Annotated in this window: 12 protein-coding genes; 3 read left to right on the top strand and 9 right to left on the bottom strand. The window is 59.2% G+C overall.

Features of this window, described 5'->3' with window-relative positions; genetic code table 11:
- Positions 1 to 54: 54 nt before the first annotated feature.
- The 7 genes from GD606_RS05770 to gcvH form a co-directional block, all read right to left on the bottom strand.
- Positions 55 to 831: an enoyl-CoA hydratase-related protein gene (locus tag GD606_RS05770; RefSeq protein WP_163302952.1), complete on the bottom strand. Its 777-nt coding sequence runs from the start codon at positions 829 to 831 to the stop codon at positions 55 to 57.
- A 215-nt stretch (positions 832 to 1,046) separates the two neighbouring features.
- Positions 1,047 to 1,856, bottom strand: a complete 810-nt coding sequence (locus tag GD606_RS05765; protein ID WP_163302951.1) for an HNH endonuclease — start codon at positions 1,854 to 1,856, stop codon at positions 1,047 to 1,049.
- 43 nt (positions 1,857 to 1,899) lie between these two features.
- Positions 1,900 to 2,463, bottom strand: coding sequence for a Maf family protein (locus tag GD606_RS05760; protein WP_163302950.1), 564 nt, complete (start codon positions 2,461 to 2,463; stop codon positions 1,900 to 1,902).
- 330 nt (positions 2,464 to 2,793) lie between these two features.
- Positions 2,794 to 4,179 (bottom strand): dihydrolipoyl dehydrogenase family protein, encoded by a 1,386-nt coding sequence (locus GD606_RS05755; protein ID WP_163303835.1) that lies wholly within the window; start codon positions 4,177 to 4,179, stop codon positions 2,794 to 2,796.
- Positions 4,166 to 5,614, bottom strand: coding sequence for an aminomethyl-transferring glycine dehydrogenase subunit GcvPB (gene gcvPB, locus GD606_RS05750; protein ID WP_163303834.1), 1,449 nt, complete (start codon positions 5,612 to 5,614; stop codon positions 4,166 to 4,168). Before gcvPB ends, GD606_RS05755 begins: the two co-directional genes overlap by 14 nt.
- Complete coding sequence (gene gcvPA, locus GD606_RS05745; protein ID WP_163303833.1) at positions 5,611 to 6,945, bottom strand: aminomethyl-transferring glycine dehydrogenase subunit GcvPA; 1,335 nt, start codon at positions 6,943 to 6,945, stop codon at positions 5,611 to 5,613. Before gcvPA ends, gcvPB begins: the two co-directional genes overlap by 4 nt.
- Positions 6,946 to 6,958: 13 nt before the next feature.
- A complete protein-coding gene (gene gcvH, locus GD606_RS05740) occupies positions 6,959 to 7,336 on the bottom strand; it encodes a glycine cleavage system protein GcvH (RefSeq protein WP_176629230.1) in 378 nt (125 codons plus the stop codon).
- 263 nt (positions 7,337 to 7,599) lie between these two features.
- Here gcvH and GD606_RS05735 point away from each other — a divergent pair, with 263 nt between their 5' ends.
- The 3 genes from GD606_RS05735 (at position 7,600) to GD606_RS05725 (ending at position 11,332) form a co-directional block, all read left to right on the top strand.
- Positions 7,600 to 8,637 (top strand): DUF1786 domain-containing protein, encoded by a 1,038-nt coding sequence (locus tag GD606_RS05735; RefSeq protein WP_163303832.1) that lies wholly within the window; start codon positions 7,600 to 7,602, stop codon positions 8,635 to 8,637.
- Positions 8,630 to 9,946 (top strand): hypothetical protein, encoded by a 1,317-nt coding sequence (locus GD606_RS05730; protein ID WP_163303831.1) that lies wholly within the window; start codon positions 8,630 to 8,632, stop codon positions 9,944 to 9,946. Before GD606_RS05735 ends, GD606_RS05730 begins: the two co-directional genes overlap by 8 nt.
- Positions 9,947 to 10,300: 354 nt before the next feature.
- On the top strand, positions 10,301 to 11,332 hold the full coding sequence (locus GD606_RS05725; protein WP_176629173.1) for an IS5 family transposase: 1,032 nt from the start codon (positions 10,301 to 10,303) through the stop codon (positions 11,330 to 11,332).
- A gap of 452 nt (positions 11,333 to 11,784) precedes the next feature.
- On the opposite strand, the gene GD606_RS05720 is transcribed toward GD606_RS05725, so the two are convergent.
- Together GD606_RS05720 and GD606_RS05715 are read right to left on the bottom strand one after the other, a co-directional pair.
- Positions 11,785 to 12,756 (bottom strand): FmdE family protein, encoded by a 972-nt coding sequence (locus GD606_RS05720; RefSeq protein WP_163303402.1) that lies wholly within the window; start codon positions 12,754 to 12,756, stop codon positions 11,785 to 11,787.
- 367 nt (positions 12,757 to 13,123) lie between these two features.
- Complete coding sequence (locus tag GD606_RS05715) at positions 13,124 to 13,765, bottom strand: potassium channel family protein (protein ID WP_163303401.1); 642 nt, start codon at positions 13,763 to 13,765, stop codon at positions 13,124 to 13,126.
- Positions 13,766 to 13,782: the final 17 nt, after the last annotated feature.

Below are 13,782 nucleotides of genomic sequence, written 5' to 3'. Positions count from 1 at the left end.
GGAACAAGTGCAGGAGTGGTGTCAGCGGAGCCGACGATACCGGCGGCCCTGCGACTACGCCCCCTTCCAGGCGGGCGGCCGCTTTTCGAGAAAGGCGCGCGGACCTTCCGCCGCGTCGGCTGAGGCGCTGACCACCGCCCACAGGGCGTCGTTTTCGGCCCACAGCCGATCTGCATCGGCGTCGCGGGCGGCCCGGGCCAGCCGCAGCCCGGCGCGCACCCCAATCGGGGCCATGGCCGCGATCTCCCGGGCCAGATCCAGGGCCGTCGCCAGGGCCGTACCGGCCGGGGCCAGCCGGTTGACCAGCCCGAAGCGATGCGCCTCGGCGGCGGTCAACCGCCGTCCGGCGCACAGCATCTCCATGGCCAGATTCGGGGGCAGGGCGCGCATGAGGCGGAACGCGCCGCCTGCAGCGGGGAAAAGCCCCACCCGCACCTCCGGCAGGCCGAAAAAGGCGTCCTGGCCAGCCACGATCATGTCGCAGGCCAGGGCCATCTCGAATCCGCCAGCCAGCGCCGGGCCTTCCACGGCGGCCAGCAGGGGGATGTCCAGGGTGTGGGCGGCCACCCCGGCGAAACGTCCCGGCCCGGAGTTGATCTCCTGCCCCTGGCCGTCCAGAAAGGCCGCAAGGTCCATTCCGGCGCAGAAACAGGCCGCGTCGCCGGTCAAAATCGCCACCCGCACGGCCGGGTCCGCGCCGATGCCGGTCAGCGCCCGGCGAAGCTCTCCGGCCATGGCGGCGTTGACGGCGTTGCGGCGATCCGGGCGGCGCAGGGAGATGACGGCCACGGCGTCGTGGCGCGTCAGGTCGATCAGGGATTTATCTGACATGGTGACCACCTTTTGGGGGCTGTGGGTGGGGCTTGGGGCGTAGTTTTTGATGGATATAGATCAGGATTAGTTAGCCGCGGGGCACACTTCAATGCATGATAAATACGTATGGCTTGTTTTACTTGTGTACAGTCCGAGGATGTATTCGTTAAGTGTATATTTGTCTAGCCGCAGTTTTGAAATTCATTGAACTATTATTGATATTGTATGGAAATCTACAGTGGATTAATTTGGTCTGGCGAGTAATATAAGATGTGAAGGTCATGAGGAAAGCATTTTTCCATATTTGGCGAGGGGTATTGTTCATCAATGCAAACGCTGAATACATCTATACCAACTTGAAGAGATAATATGATGTAATCAGTGTATTCAAAAATATTGAACTGATAGCAGAAAATTTCTTGAAAAATTCCAAGGTTGTCTTCACCATTTTTGACAAGATCAGATAGGTTGCCGTTGTTGTAGTGAAATATTGGCCATAATTCTTTAAAATTACCATATCGTGAAAACTTTCTTGCTTGATAGAATCTTTTGTTGCTTGTCACATCAATTCCATTGTAGCATAAAAGTTCAATCCCTATCTTGAGAAGAAACCTCCCCATCATGGACAACATATATGGAGTTAAGACAACTTTAAGAGAAGCATTGTTATCTGATGATATTTTGGAAATATGTTCTTCGCTTAAGTCAATTGATGTAAATCCATCTCTGTGGCATTTAAGACAAAAACTGTCATTAGCACTGTGATATCTTGGGAGTCTTCCCTTTTTTTTAGTGTTTCCAGTTTTAAAATCAGAAAGTTTCCTTCCTTTTCCAACAATTCTAAGATAGCTGCGCCAAAAACCAATTGGCGTAGATTTTAATACATAGTTTTCAATTTTACTGCCGAAGTACTGATTGCACTTGTCGCAGACTTTCTCTTTAAGGATGAGATTATCATTGCCAAGACCCTCTGGGATGATATGCTCAACAGAGTGGTATGGGCCTTTATTCCCGCAAAATATACAAGAATTGTAATTTTGCATCAGGTATATGTTTGGTCAAAATAGTGTTTTTGAGAAAATTACTTTATATTTCGGAAAATATGCTCACCACCTCCGCCAGCGGCAGCCCCACCACATTGGTATACGACCCGTTGATGCGGGTGACGAAGCAGGCGGCGCGGCCCTGGACGGCGTAGGCCCCGGCCTTGTCCATGGGCTCGCCGGTTTCAACATAGGCCCTGGCGGCCTCGGGCGAGATGTCGGCCATGGTCACGTCGGTCGAGACGGAAAACATCCGGTCCTCGTGTCCTGGCATGACGACACACACGCCGGTCACCACGCGGTGCGTCCTGCCGGACAGCATGCCCAGCATGCGCACGGCGTCGGCCTCGTCCACGGGCTTGCCCAGGATATCCATATCCACGGCGACGACCGAATCCGCGCCGAGCACCACCGCGTCAGGGCAACGTCCCGCCACCTCCACGGCCTTGATGCGGGCCATGGACACGGCATATTCCTCGGGCGATTCGCTGTCATCCGGCAGCGGCTCCAGGGCGTGGCTGGGCACGACCTTGAAATCCAGGCCCGCCAGTTCCAGCAGTTCTTTTCGGCGCGGCGAGGCCGAGGCCAGGATCAGGGGGCGTTTCATCACAGTCGTCCTTCTCTCTTCACCGTTATGGGAGCATAAAAAAGGAAGGTTGCCCTTCCCCGGGGACGCCCGAGTCCCTGTTTTTCAAGTCTTGGCTGTGCGCCGCAGGCGGCGGCGGAACCAGCGGTCGGTATGGCGGAAAAACCATCCACATCCAGGGGAAATACCATCCCTTTCAACTCTCGCGATCGCCTTTCCGGACACGGTCGCACAAACGGCTTCCCTTCCCCGCACCCATCCATGCCGCCCCGTTGAAAGTTCTTGAAGGGGGGCGCGGGGGGAAACTTCTTTCAAGAAGTTTCCCCCCGCGTTGTACTCTTCCTCCCCCTCCTACCCCTTCTTCCTGCCCGCCAACAGCGCGGCGCGCAGGGATTCGTCGAGGCCCGGGTGGGGGAAGATCAGGTGTTCGGCATCGTCGCGGGTAAAGCCCTGGTTGACCAGAAGCGTGGCCAGGGTTCCCATGGCGGCTACGCCGCGCCCAACGGCCGTAACGCCTGCCACACGGCCGTCAAGCCACGTCACGCGCACGAATCCGGCCGTGGCGGCATGGGCCTGGGCCATGGGGTTGGCGGCCAACTGGACCTCGGAGACTTCCGGTTCGAGGCCGTGGGCGGCCAGTTCGCGGGACAAGCGGCCCACGCGCAGGGTCTCGGGGTTGCCGTAGATGCAGCCCGGGATGGCCCCGGGCTCGTAGGGGGCGGCGGTTTTCCCGGCGGCGTGGCGCACGGCGTAGCAGGCCTGATGCGAGGCGGCGTGGGCGAGTAACGTGCGGCCGTTGACGTCGCCCACGGCGTAGATGTTCGGGGCGGCCAGGAGATGGTCATTGACGTCGATCCAGGCCCGGCTGGGGCCGTCGCCCAGAAAGCGCACACCGAGATCGGCCAGGCCCGGGATGTCGGAATTGGGGAAGCGGCCCACGGCCACCAGGGCCTTTTCGGCGTGGATGTCCTCGCCGGTGTCGAGCGTCAGTACGGCGTGGCCGTCCACGGTGGCGAGTTTTTTGACGCGCACCCCGGCCCGGACCACGCAGCCTTTGCGGGTGAGCGTCTGGGTGAGCACCTTGGACACGTCGGGGTCTTCGGCCGGGGCGATGCGTTCGGCCCCGTCGAGCAGAACGATTTTTGCGCCAAGGCGGTGGAAGATGTCGGCGAATTCCAGCCCGATGGCCCCGGCCCCGACGATGATCAGGCTTTCGGGAACCTGGGTCAGGCCCAGGAGGGCGGTGGAGTCGAGCACGGCGCGGCCATCCGGGGCCATGGAGGGATAGACGGCCGGGCGCGAGCCCGTGGCCAGGATGCAGAAACGGTAGGGCACGCTGTGGGGCCCTTTTGGGGTATCGACGCGGGCTGAGCCCGGGGAGATGCGGGTGACGCGTCCGGCATCGACCCGGACCCCGGCTTTGGCCAGGGTGGCGGCCAGGGCGGTGCGGCTTCCGGAGACGAGGCGGTCCTTGCGGGTCTGAAGCGCGGCCAGGGAGAAGATGATGCGGCCCTCGGCCAGTTTCAGGCGGCTTTGGGCGGCCAGTTCGTCTGCGGCGTCGGTGGCCCCGAGCAGCACCTTGGTGGGGATGCAGCCCCGGTTCAGGCAGGTGCCGCCGAGTTCGGCGGCCTCCACGAGGACGGTTTGCAGGCCCAGGGCGGCCCCGGCCAGGGCTGCATCGACCCCGGCCGGGCCGCCGCCGACGATAAGCAGATCGGCCGGATCAACCGAGGTCATCGGTGATCTCCATGGCCCGGGCGGCGTGGGTCTCGTCCAGGCGTCCCACGGGCAGGGTCACGGGCGCGGCGGTGATGGCGGCCGGGTTGGTCTCGGCCAGGGCCAGTATCTCGCGCAGATCGGTCACGAAGCCGTCCAGGGTGTCCTTGCTCTCGGTCTCGGTAGGCTCGATCATGATGGCCTCTTTGACGATGAGCGGGAAGTAGATCGTGGGGGCGTGGTAGCCCCGGTCGAGCAGGGCCTTGGCGATGTCCAGGGCATGCACGCCGTTTTTGCCCTGGCGTTCGGCCGAAGACACGAACTCGTGCATGCAGATGCGGTTGTAGGGCACCTCGAGCAGGTCATCCAGGCGCTTACGCAGATAGTTGGCGGCCAGGACGGCGTTTTCCGAGACGCGCGTCAGGCCTTCGCCGCCCAGGCGCAGGATGTAGGCGTAGGCTTTGAGCATGACCCCGAAGTTGCCGTAGAAGGGGGCCACGTAGCCGATGGATTTGGGATAGTCGTAGCGCAGGCTGAAGCGCCCGGCCTCGTCTTTTGCGACCCGGGAGACAGGCAGATAGGGGATGAGCCGCTCGGAGACGCCAACCGGTCCCGAGCCCGGGCCGCCGCCGCCGTGGGGGGTGCCGAAGGTCTTGTGGAGGTTTAAGTGCACCACGTCGAACCCGGCGTCGCCCACCCGGAGCTTGCCCAGGATGGCGTTCAAATTGGCGCCGTCGTAGTAGAGCAGGGCGTCGGCCGCGCGGCACAGTTCCACGATGCGCGGCAGATGGCGCTCGAAAAGCCCGAGCGTGTTGGGCACGGTCATCATCACCCCGGCCACCTGGTCGTCGAGCACGGCGGCCAGGGCCTCGGGATCGATGATGCCGTCCTTGGAGGCGATGCTCACCACCTCGTATCCGGCGATGGCGGCCGAGGCCGGGTTGGTGCCGTGGGCCGAGTCGGGGCAGACGATCTTGGTTTTGGCGTGGCCCTTGTCGGCGTGGTAGGCGGCCATCATGAGCGCGCCCGTGAGTTCGCCGTGGGCCCCGGCCATGGGGTGCAGGGTGAAGGCGGACATGCCTGTGATCTCGCACAGGAGCTGTTCCGTCTCGTACATGACCTCAAGCGCGCCGGGAACCATGTCGCCGCCGCCGGGAAGCTGCGGGGCCAGGGGATGCAGCCGGGCGAAGCCGGGCAGCGCAGCCACTTCCTCGGTGAACTTGGGGTTGTACTTCATGGTGCAGGAGCCAAGCGGATAGAAATTGGAGTCCACACCATAGTTTTTCGACGACAGCCGGGTGAAGTGGCGCACCACGTCAAGCTCTGACAAGGACGGCAGATTGGCGCCCCGGGCGCGCAAGAGCCCCTCGGGGATGAAATCCACGGGCTCGGTGCGGGGTTTCTCGGGCCATACGCCCTCGCGTCCGGGAACGGATTTGGCGAAAACGGTGCTCATAAGGCCTTCTCCACCTTCCTGGCCAGCCGGTCGATCTCGTCGCGGCCGTGTTTTTCCGTGCAGCACACCAAAAGGGCGTTTTCCAGGCCCGGATAGTAGCGTCCGAGCGGAAATCCGGCCACGATCCCCTCGTCCACCAGGGCCCGGACGATCTTTTTCGCATTGATGGGGAAAACGGCCGTGAACTCGTTGCCGAAGGGCAGGTCGCGGTTCAAAAGCGTGATTTCCGGGATGCAGCACAGGCGCATGGCCGCGTAGTGGGTGTTTTCGATGGACAGGGCGGCCTGCCGGGTGAGGCCCTCCTCGCCGGTCAGACACAGGTTGACCAGGGCGCGCAGGGCGCACAAGGCCTGGTTGGAGCAGATGTTGGAGGTGGCCTTCTGGCGGCGGATGTGCTGTTCCCGGGCCTGGAGCGTCAGCACGTAGCCCGTGCGGCCCGAGGCGTCCTTGGTGCGTCCGGCGATGCGGCCGGGCATCTGGCGCACCAGGGCCTTGCGACAGGTCATGATGCCCAGGTACGGGCCGCCGAACGACAGGGGCAGCCCCAGGCTTTGGCCCTCGGCCGTGGCGATGTCCGCGCCCATGGCCCCGGGGGTCTTGAGCACGGTTTGCAGCACGGGATAGCCTGCGATGATGGACACCGCGCCCTTGTCCCGGGCGGTGGAGAAAAGGCTGGTGAAATCCTGGATGGTCCCGAAGAAGTTGGGATTTTGCACCACCACGGCGGCCGTTTCAGCGTCGATGGCCTGGGTCAGGGCGGCCATGTCGTCGCCGCCTGCGGCATGGGGCACGGTGACCAGGGTCAGACGGAGGTTCTTGGTGTAGGTGGCCAGGACGATGCGGTAGATGGGGCTGACGGCCTCGCTGACCACCACCTTTTTGCGCCGGGTGTGGCGCACGGCCATCATCACCGCCTCGTAGAGGGCGGTGCCGCCATCGTAGACGCCCGCGTTTGAGCAGTCCATCTCAAACAGGCGGGACACCGCCGTCTGGTATTCGAAGATGGCCTGGAGGGTGCCCTGGGAGGCCTCGGGCTGATAGGGGGTGTAGGCGGTGTAGAATTCGCCCCGGGCCAGCAGCATGTCTGCGGCCGACGGCACGTAATGGTCGTAGAAGCCGCCGCCCAGGAAGCTGGACATGTCCGTGCGGTTTTTCGCGGCCAGCCGCTCCAACCTGCGCCGGACCTCCATCTCGGTGAGCCCGTGAGGGATGGCGAAGCTTTTGGGACGCAGACTGTCGGGGATTTCGGCGAAGAGCTCCTCAATGCTCGCGACGCCGATCACATCGAGCATCTCCCGGACCTCATCCGGGGTGTGGGGAATGTAGGGCATGGAGTGCTCCGGATCAGTGTTCGGCCTGGGCGATTTCCGCGTATTCCTCGGGAGACATGAGGTCGATGGGCTCGTCGGCGACCTTTATCTTGATCATCCAGCCCTCGCCGTACGGGTCGGCGTTGACCTTTTCCGGGGCGGCGTCGAGCTCGGGATTTTGTTCGATCACCTCGCCGGACACGGGGCAATACAGCTCGCTGGCGGCCTTGACCGACTCAACGGAGCCCATCTCCTGTCCGGCCTCGAACACGGCGCCGACCTGGGGCAGGTCCACGTAGGTGATGTCGCCGAGCTGCTCCTGGGCGAAGTGGGTGATGCCCACCACGGCGATGCCGCCCTCGATCTTGGCCCATTCGTGGCTTTTCGAATACAACAGATCCTTGGGAATCATGGGGTTCCTCCGAAGCAAGAGTTGGCGCGGGGTCCGTCGCGCCGAAAGGCGATGTAAACCCATTCCGGGCCGGGGGGCAAGGGGTAACCGGGCCCTGGCCGCATGGCCGCGCCGGACGGCCACGGGGCATGCCCCGTGTTTCCTTTTCGGGCGGCTTCCCCGGTTCTGGCGCGGGAAGGTCTTTCCCCTCTGGACCAAAAGGCCCGGCAGGGATACAGCACGCCTGAATCTTTTCTGACACACCACAGCCGCATGGAGCGCACATGAGCCGTACCACCCTGTGTCTGGACATCGGTTCGGGCACCCAGGACGTTTTGTATTATGATCCGTCCCTTGACCCCGAAAACTGCCCGAAATTCGTGCTGCCGTCCCCGGCCCGCATGGTGGCGGGCAAAATCCGCGAACTGACGGCGGCCGGGCGGGGCGTTCATCTCTTCGGCACGAACATGGGCGGCGGCTTTTCCCGCGTCGTCAAGGCCCACCTGGATGCCGGGCTTTTCGTGTCGGCCACGCCTGCGGCGGCCTTTTCGCTGGGCGACGACATGGCGCGCCTGACCAAGATGGGCATCGAACTGACGGACGACTGTCCCAAGGGGCATGTGGCCGTGGCCCTGGCCGACTACGATCCGGGATTCTGGCGGGCGTTTCTGGGCGCGGCCGGGCTGCCCATGCCGGACCATGTGGCGGCGGCGGCCCAGGATCACGGGTTCGCGCCGGGGGTCAGCAACCGCCGCAGCCGGTTTTCCCTGTGGGAGACGTTTCTGGCCGAGGCCGACGGGCGGCCCGAGGCGTTGGTGTATGAGACGCCGCCGGTGATGCTCACCCGCTTAAAGGCCCTGCGGGACTCCATCGGCGGCGGATTGACGGCGGATACGGCCTCGGCGGCGGTCCTGGGGGCGCTATTTGATCCGGACGTGGCCGCGGCCTGCGACGAGGCCGGGGCGGTGATCCTCAATATGGGCAACAGCCATATCCTGGGGGCGCTGATCTTCGGCGGACGGATATTCGGCATCTACGAGCAACACCAAGGCATCCGCCAGCCGGACGGGGTGTGGGAGGATCTGGAGATGTTCCGGCGCGGCGGGCTGACGCTGGATATGGTCTTCGACGCGGGCGGGCATGGGTGCATGACGCTGCCGCTGCCGCTGGAGGCCAGGGGATTCCGGCAGACGTTCATCATCGGCCCGAAGCGCGGGCTCTTGCGCGGGCATGATGCGGTTTTTCCCTGCCCCGGCGGCGACATGATGCTGGCGGGGTGTTTTGGGTTGGTGAGGGGGATGGGGATGATTGAATATGAGTGACTGGTTTGGATGGCTGACTAATAGAGAATTTGCATTATTGGTATATCTTTTGATATTACTTGTTTCAATATTTATTTGTAAAAGAACGCGGGGGCCAGCTCTTGATGTCATAAGAGCATTTTTCAGTAGGCCTATTCAAATCATCATTGTTTTGATGATATGTTACATTTTTATAATCGTATATTTTTTGTATATAATAGGTTTTTTGTCGAGTGAAAATTTAAAAACAACAATAATATGGATGTTAACATTCTCATTTTCGTCGTTATTTTCATTGGTAAGTGACAAAAAATACATATTCAATTATAAAAATGAATTAGTCAAGAGTCTTGGTCTTCTTGCTATCGTAGTGTTTGTGTCAGAAATGTATAATTTTAGTTTGGGTATAGAATTTATTGTTGTTCTATGTAGCGTATTTTTTTCGATAGTGATTGCTTTTGGCGAGCACGATGTTGCATATCAAAAGGCGGTAAAATTTTCAAAAATAGTACTAGGTGTGGTTGCGTTGATTGTACTTGGAAATAGTATTGTTTGCTTTATTGATGACAGAACATCGGATTTAAGGGGGGCTGTTGTCGAGTTTCTTGTTCCCGTGTGGCTGACATTTCTATATTTCCCATTTTTGTATTTAATTTTTCTTTATATTGTCTATGAAAGGGTATTTATGCAATTAAAGATAAAAATGGATGATAAAAAATTAATATTGTACGCGGTTGTAGTGTCCGCTTTGAAGTATAAAAATGATATAAAGTCTCTTGAAAAGTGGGTAAATCTCATGATGCAAAGTCATGTTAACAATAGGGACGATGTTGAAAAATTGTTTGATAAGATTTCAGTGTTGAATGCAAACGAGCGAAATCCACCGTATGTTTCACCTGATTTAGGTTGGTCGCCGTACAAAGCAAAATACTTTTTGGACGAATATGGACTTGCTACAGGTAGTTATAATAAAATTGATGAAGAATGGTATTCGGATGCAAACGTTAGCGTTGATAACACGGATGGAATGAATAATTTGGCGTATTATATCGAGGGCGATGAATATGTTGCTAGGGTTCTGAAATTGATATTGAATGTAGGTTGTGTTGCGGGCAGAGAAGAGTCTGAAAGTCTATTTTATGAAGTAGCAACTGCTCTTCTTGAGAAGGTATTTGACAGGAAATCGATCAATATTGATGAGGTGTTTCTTGATAGTTGTGACTATAGTGGTGTTGTTTCTGGGAAATCCGTAACTTTGAAAAGAAGTAACTGGCTACATTGTTCCGGATATGATATAAAATTATCAATTTTTGCATCGGCTAATAGTTAGATGTCGATGTTCCCAAATCAAATTCTACAGAACTACGTCCGTGCTCTTTTGGCGTATCCTACTGCAACTGAATGATAAACTTTTTCCCCACCGCCTTGGCGTAGTTGCGAAGCGTCGCCACGGACGGCGAATGCCTGCCGCTCACCAGCCGGGTTCCAGCCGGGCCGCGGCCTAGGCCTTGGTTCCCACGAGCCCCATGCGTGCAATCACCTGGGTCTGGCTCAATCCGGCCGCCTTTCGCTCCCGCAGTAGTTCGTCCAAAAGGGAGACCGTTGCACGGAAAAATGGCACAATTCTATTGTAATTTTAGGCAATTATGCTATATTTTCTCCATCAAAAATGATGGAGGCGATCATGAGCGAGCGCAATTCCAAAAAGCCCGGTATTGCCGACTACGTCGTGTCCCATCGCAGGCACAAGGAATGCTTTCTGGATGAGATTGATCGCCTCATTGATTGGAAGCCGTTTGAGAAGCTTCTTCGAAAAAAGCTCAGCCGAGTCGTCAATGCCGTTGGTAATCCTGCATATGCACCGTTGCCGATGTTTAAAATCCTTCTGCTCCAGAGGTGGTACAACCTGAGCGACGCGGCGGTGGAGGAATGCTTGTACGATCGGTTGTCCTTTGTCCGATTCGTGGGCCTTTCCCTTGATCATGACGAGGTGCCCGATTCCTCGACCATTTGCCGGTTTCGGCAGAGCCTGCTTGAAAAAAACGTCTTGAAGCGGCTTCTGGACAAACTCAACCATCAACTCCAGCGGCGCGGCTTACTGGTACGTGAAGGAGCCATCGTGGACGCGAGCGTCATCACCTCCTCGCGCCGCCCCCTCAAAGTAATCGATATTCTTCCCGAAGATCGCGAGGAAGATGACGACGAGGCGTCGGACGTAACCATCAGCTACTCCGATGACGCCGATGCGGCCTGGTTGCGCAAAGGGAACCGGGCTTATTACGGCTACAAAGTCCATGCGGCCACGGACAGCCGGGACGGCTTTCTCCTCGGCGGCCATGTCACGCCCGCCAACCGTTCGGATACGCAGGAATTCGTGGATATTCTTGATGAGATTGGCCCCATGCCAGGGGGCCGCATCTATGCGGACAAGGGATACAGCAGCCAGTTGAACAGGCATGTGCTCCAAGCTCGGAGACTTGCCGACGGCATCATGCATAAGGCCGCTCGCAACCGTGCGCTGAACCCCGCCGAAAAAGCGGCAAATCGTCAAGTTAGCAGCGTCCGGTCGAAGGTGGAACGGGCTTTCGGAACGCTCAAAAGAGGTTATGGCTTCTTCCGGACGCGTTACCTGGGGGTAGCCAAGGTTGAACTTGAATTTTTACTCAACGCTATGGCTTTCAACTTGAAAAAAGCGGTGCTCAAAGCGGGATGTTGAGGAACACTTACGCTAAGGAGTGACGAACGCCGCCTCAAGGTGAAACAAGATCAGCGCTGTCGGCTAAACGACGGCGGAAACAGACGACCGAGACCTTTCGAGAGAATTCCGTAACGACATCAGAGGATTGTGCAGCGGTCTCAAAGGGCGAACTCCGGGGCCATGGCCGCATGGGCCTCCCTGACGGCGGGATCGGCCAGCATCTTTTGGGTCAGTTGATCATGCGTGAGCATTTGTGACCTCCTGCATGCGCATCGTCACATGGCGTTAGCATGTTTGAAGCGTTGGCGTCGAGAAACCCCCCGCCCGCACACCATGTGGACGGGGGGATCGTCAATTCTGCGTTTGATGTCCGGACGGTTCCGTCACCAACCCATCACGGCCCGGACACGTCCAAACCAAGCCGCGCGAGCCCGCGTCAGCCTGTTTCCGGCCCCGGGCCGTCGCCCCGCCTATTTCCCGAACACCTTGGCGTAGGGATCATTGGCCGTGATCTTGTCGGCCAGATCCGCCTTGCCGGACGTCTTGGCCAGCTCCACCACGTAGCCGATGCGCTGCTCCTTGGGCAAACGGCACATCTCCCGCGAGGCCCGGGTTCGGGCGATGTAGAACAGCGGGTTCTGGCCCCCGCCCGCAGGCGAAAGCTCCGCCTCGTCCATCTTGATGTCCGCGTACAGTCGGGCCGAGTCGATGCCCAGGGCCACGGCGTCGCAGACGTCGTTTTTCCTGTTCACCCGCATGACCACCGCCGTGGGCTTCACCCCGTTCACAGCGTATTTCGCCAGATCGGCCTCGGAGATGCCCATGCCGTAGTCGCCGCCTTTGCCCGTGGTGGTGTTGTACATGACCTGCAGGGCGTCGGCCGCGCACCGGGACGGGGCCACGGCGAACACATAGGAGTCACCCGGTCCCAGGGGGAACCGCTTCTCGATGTAGTCGCCGATGATCAGCCCGTAGTTGACCCCCGGGCAGAAATGGTCGTGGAACGAGGCCGCCTGGAGCGACATGTAATCCGGCGCCACGGCCCAGGCCAGGCTGATGCTGGCCACGGAGAAGAGCGACCCGCCGATGATCCCGGACCCGGCCGCCTTCCAGTTGTCGGGCGTAAGCAGATGCTCGGGATTGGCGTCGATCTTCTGGATGGCGAACGCCCCGTCTTTCTGGACGGCGTAGACGAGGGTGTTGCTGGCCGGGCTGTAGAGCGAAAACCACAGGGGCGACAGCATGGAGGAGTGCACGCCAAGCAGGGACCGCGCCCCGAAGGTCGCCCCGGTGACTGCCGTGGCCACGTCGAGAAATCCCACGGCCGAATCGCCGTCAAGGCGCGCATACGCGGCGTTGGTCAGCACCAACACGGTCTGGCTGCCTTTTTTCTCGCCCACCTCGGCCATGGCCTGTTCCAGGGCGGCCTTGGCTTGGTCCATCCCGGACGCGCCACGCGCCGCCGGGGCCCGGGATGGCGGACCACAACATCAATAGGGCCAGGATGAGGGAAAACGCACGGCGTCGGACCATGGACATGGCGGGCTCCTTCATGGGGCAGGTTGCGGAACCGGCGGCGCGTTGATCTCTGGCACGATTGCCTGTGCCATGCGCCGGAAACGGCTTCCATTGGCGGATTCTTGACGAAAAAAGAATATAACATCTAAAAATATATCCATATGTTAGTACAAAATAAAAATGCGTGTCAACATGGGGTGTGGAGTCGTTTGGCGGGAATTGCGCCGGATGAGGCCGGTCCCGGCCCGGGGCCGTCGTCCCGGCCGGTCCAGGCCTGTGCGCCTTTGACGATCAGGCCGGGGGCAATGTGTTGCGGTGCTGGATGTAGCGGCTCAGGATGAAGGCCACCACGATGGCGATGTAGAACTGGCCGAAAATGGCCTCCAGGACGGCGACGTGGCGTAAAAACGGCGCGACGGGGACGATGTCGCCATAACCGAGGGTGGTGATGGTGGAGAAACTGAGGTAGAGAAAAACGCTGTGATTTCCTACTGATCCGGATTGGAATGAAAGAGAGGCCGGGTCTAAAAAGTATGCGAGTTCATAGATGAAGGAAAAGACGGTTCCTGCGATGAGATAGCAGTTGATGAGGGCGAAAATTTCGTTTTTTGTGACTTCCTTTGACCGCAGCAGGTCGCTTATGACAATGATGAGGAAAAGAAAATAGGTTGACGTACACAGGAGATAGACGAATATCCGATGCGCTCCCTCCTGCACGTTCCAGAAGACGGACCACAGGAGCAGGGCGCTGGCGATGTAGAAATAGATGCGCAGCTTGCGGTCCCGGTGGGTGATGGACAGGGAAAGCGCCCCCAGGGAGGCCAGGACGAAAAGAAAGGCCCCGATGCGCGCGGACACGAAGGGATGCACGAGCAGAAGGCCGATGAGCAGCACGGAAACCCATGGCTGGGCCTTGCGGGCGGTCAGCCGCATGGGATGCCGGGCGGCAT

Source organism: Desulfolutivibrio sulfodismutans DSM 3696 (assembly GCF_013376455.1).
Taxonomy (GTDB): Bacteria; Desulfobacterota; Desulfovibrionia; order Desulfovibrionales; family Desulfovibrionaceae; genus Desulfolutivibrio; species Desulfolutivibrio sulfodismutans.
The sequence above is the reverse complement of the archived record's forward strand: the minus strand, read 5'-3'. Positions and strand labels throughout refer to the sequence as shown.

Excerpts from the sequence above, each read along its gene's own strand:
- GD606_RS05760 (WP_163302950.1), bottom strand. The coding sequence starts at position 2,463 with ATGAAACGCCCCCTGATCCTGGCCTCGGCCTCGCCGCGCCGAAAAGAA.
- gcvPA (WP_163303833.1), bottom strand. The coding sequence starts at position 6,945 with ATGCCCTACATTCCCCACACCCCGGATGAGGTCCGGGAGATGCTCGAT.
- GD606_RS05735 (WP_163303832.1), top strand. The coding sequence starts at position 7,600 with ATGAGCCGTACCACCCTGTGTCTGGACATCGGTTCGGGCACCCAGGAC.
- GD606_RS05765 (WP_163302951.1), bottom strand. The coding sequence starts at position 1,856 with ATGCAAAATTACAATTCTTGTATATTTTGCGGGAATAAAGGCCCATAC.
- GD606_RS05715 (WP_163303401.1), bottom strand. The coding sequence starts at position 13,765 with ATGCGGCTGACCGCCCGCAAGGCCCAGCCATGGGTTTCCGTGCTGCTC.
- gcvPB (WP_163303834.1), bottom strand. The coding sequence starts at position 5,614 with ATGAGCACCGTTTTCGCCAAATCCGTTCCCGGACGCGAGGGCGTATGG.
- GD606_RS05755 (WP_163303835.1), bottom strand. The coding sequence starts at position 4,179 with ATGACCTCGGTTGATCCGGCCGATCTGCTTATCGTCGGCGGCGGCCCG.
- GD606_RS05770 (WP_163302952.1), bottom strand. The coding sequence starts at position 831 with ATGTCAGATAAATCCCTGATCGACCTGACGCGCCACGACGCCGTGGCC.
- gcvH (WP_176629230.1), bottom strand. The coding sequence starts at position 7,336 with ATGATTCCCAAGGATCTGTTGTATTCGAAAAGCCACGAATGGGCCAAG.
- GD606_RS05720 (WP_163303402.1), bottom strand. The coding sequence starts at position 12,756 with ATGGACCAAGCCAAGGCCGCCCTGGAACAGGCCATGGCCGAGGTGGGC.
- GD606_RS05725 (WP_176629173.1), top strand. The coding sequence starts at position 10,301 with ATGAGCGAGCGCAATTCCAAAAAGCCCGGTATTGCCGACTACGTCGTG.
- GD606_RS05730 (WP_163303831.1), top strand. The coding sequence starts at position 8,630 with ATGAGTGACTGGTTTGGATGGCTGACTAATAGAGAATTTGCATTATTG.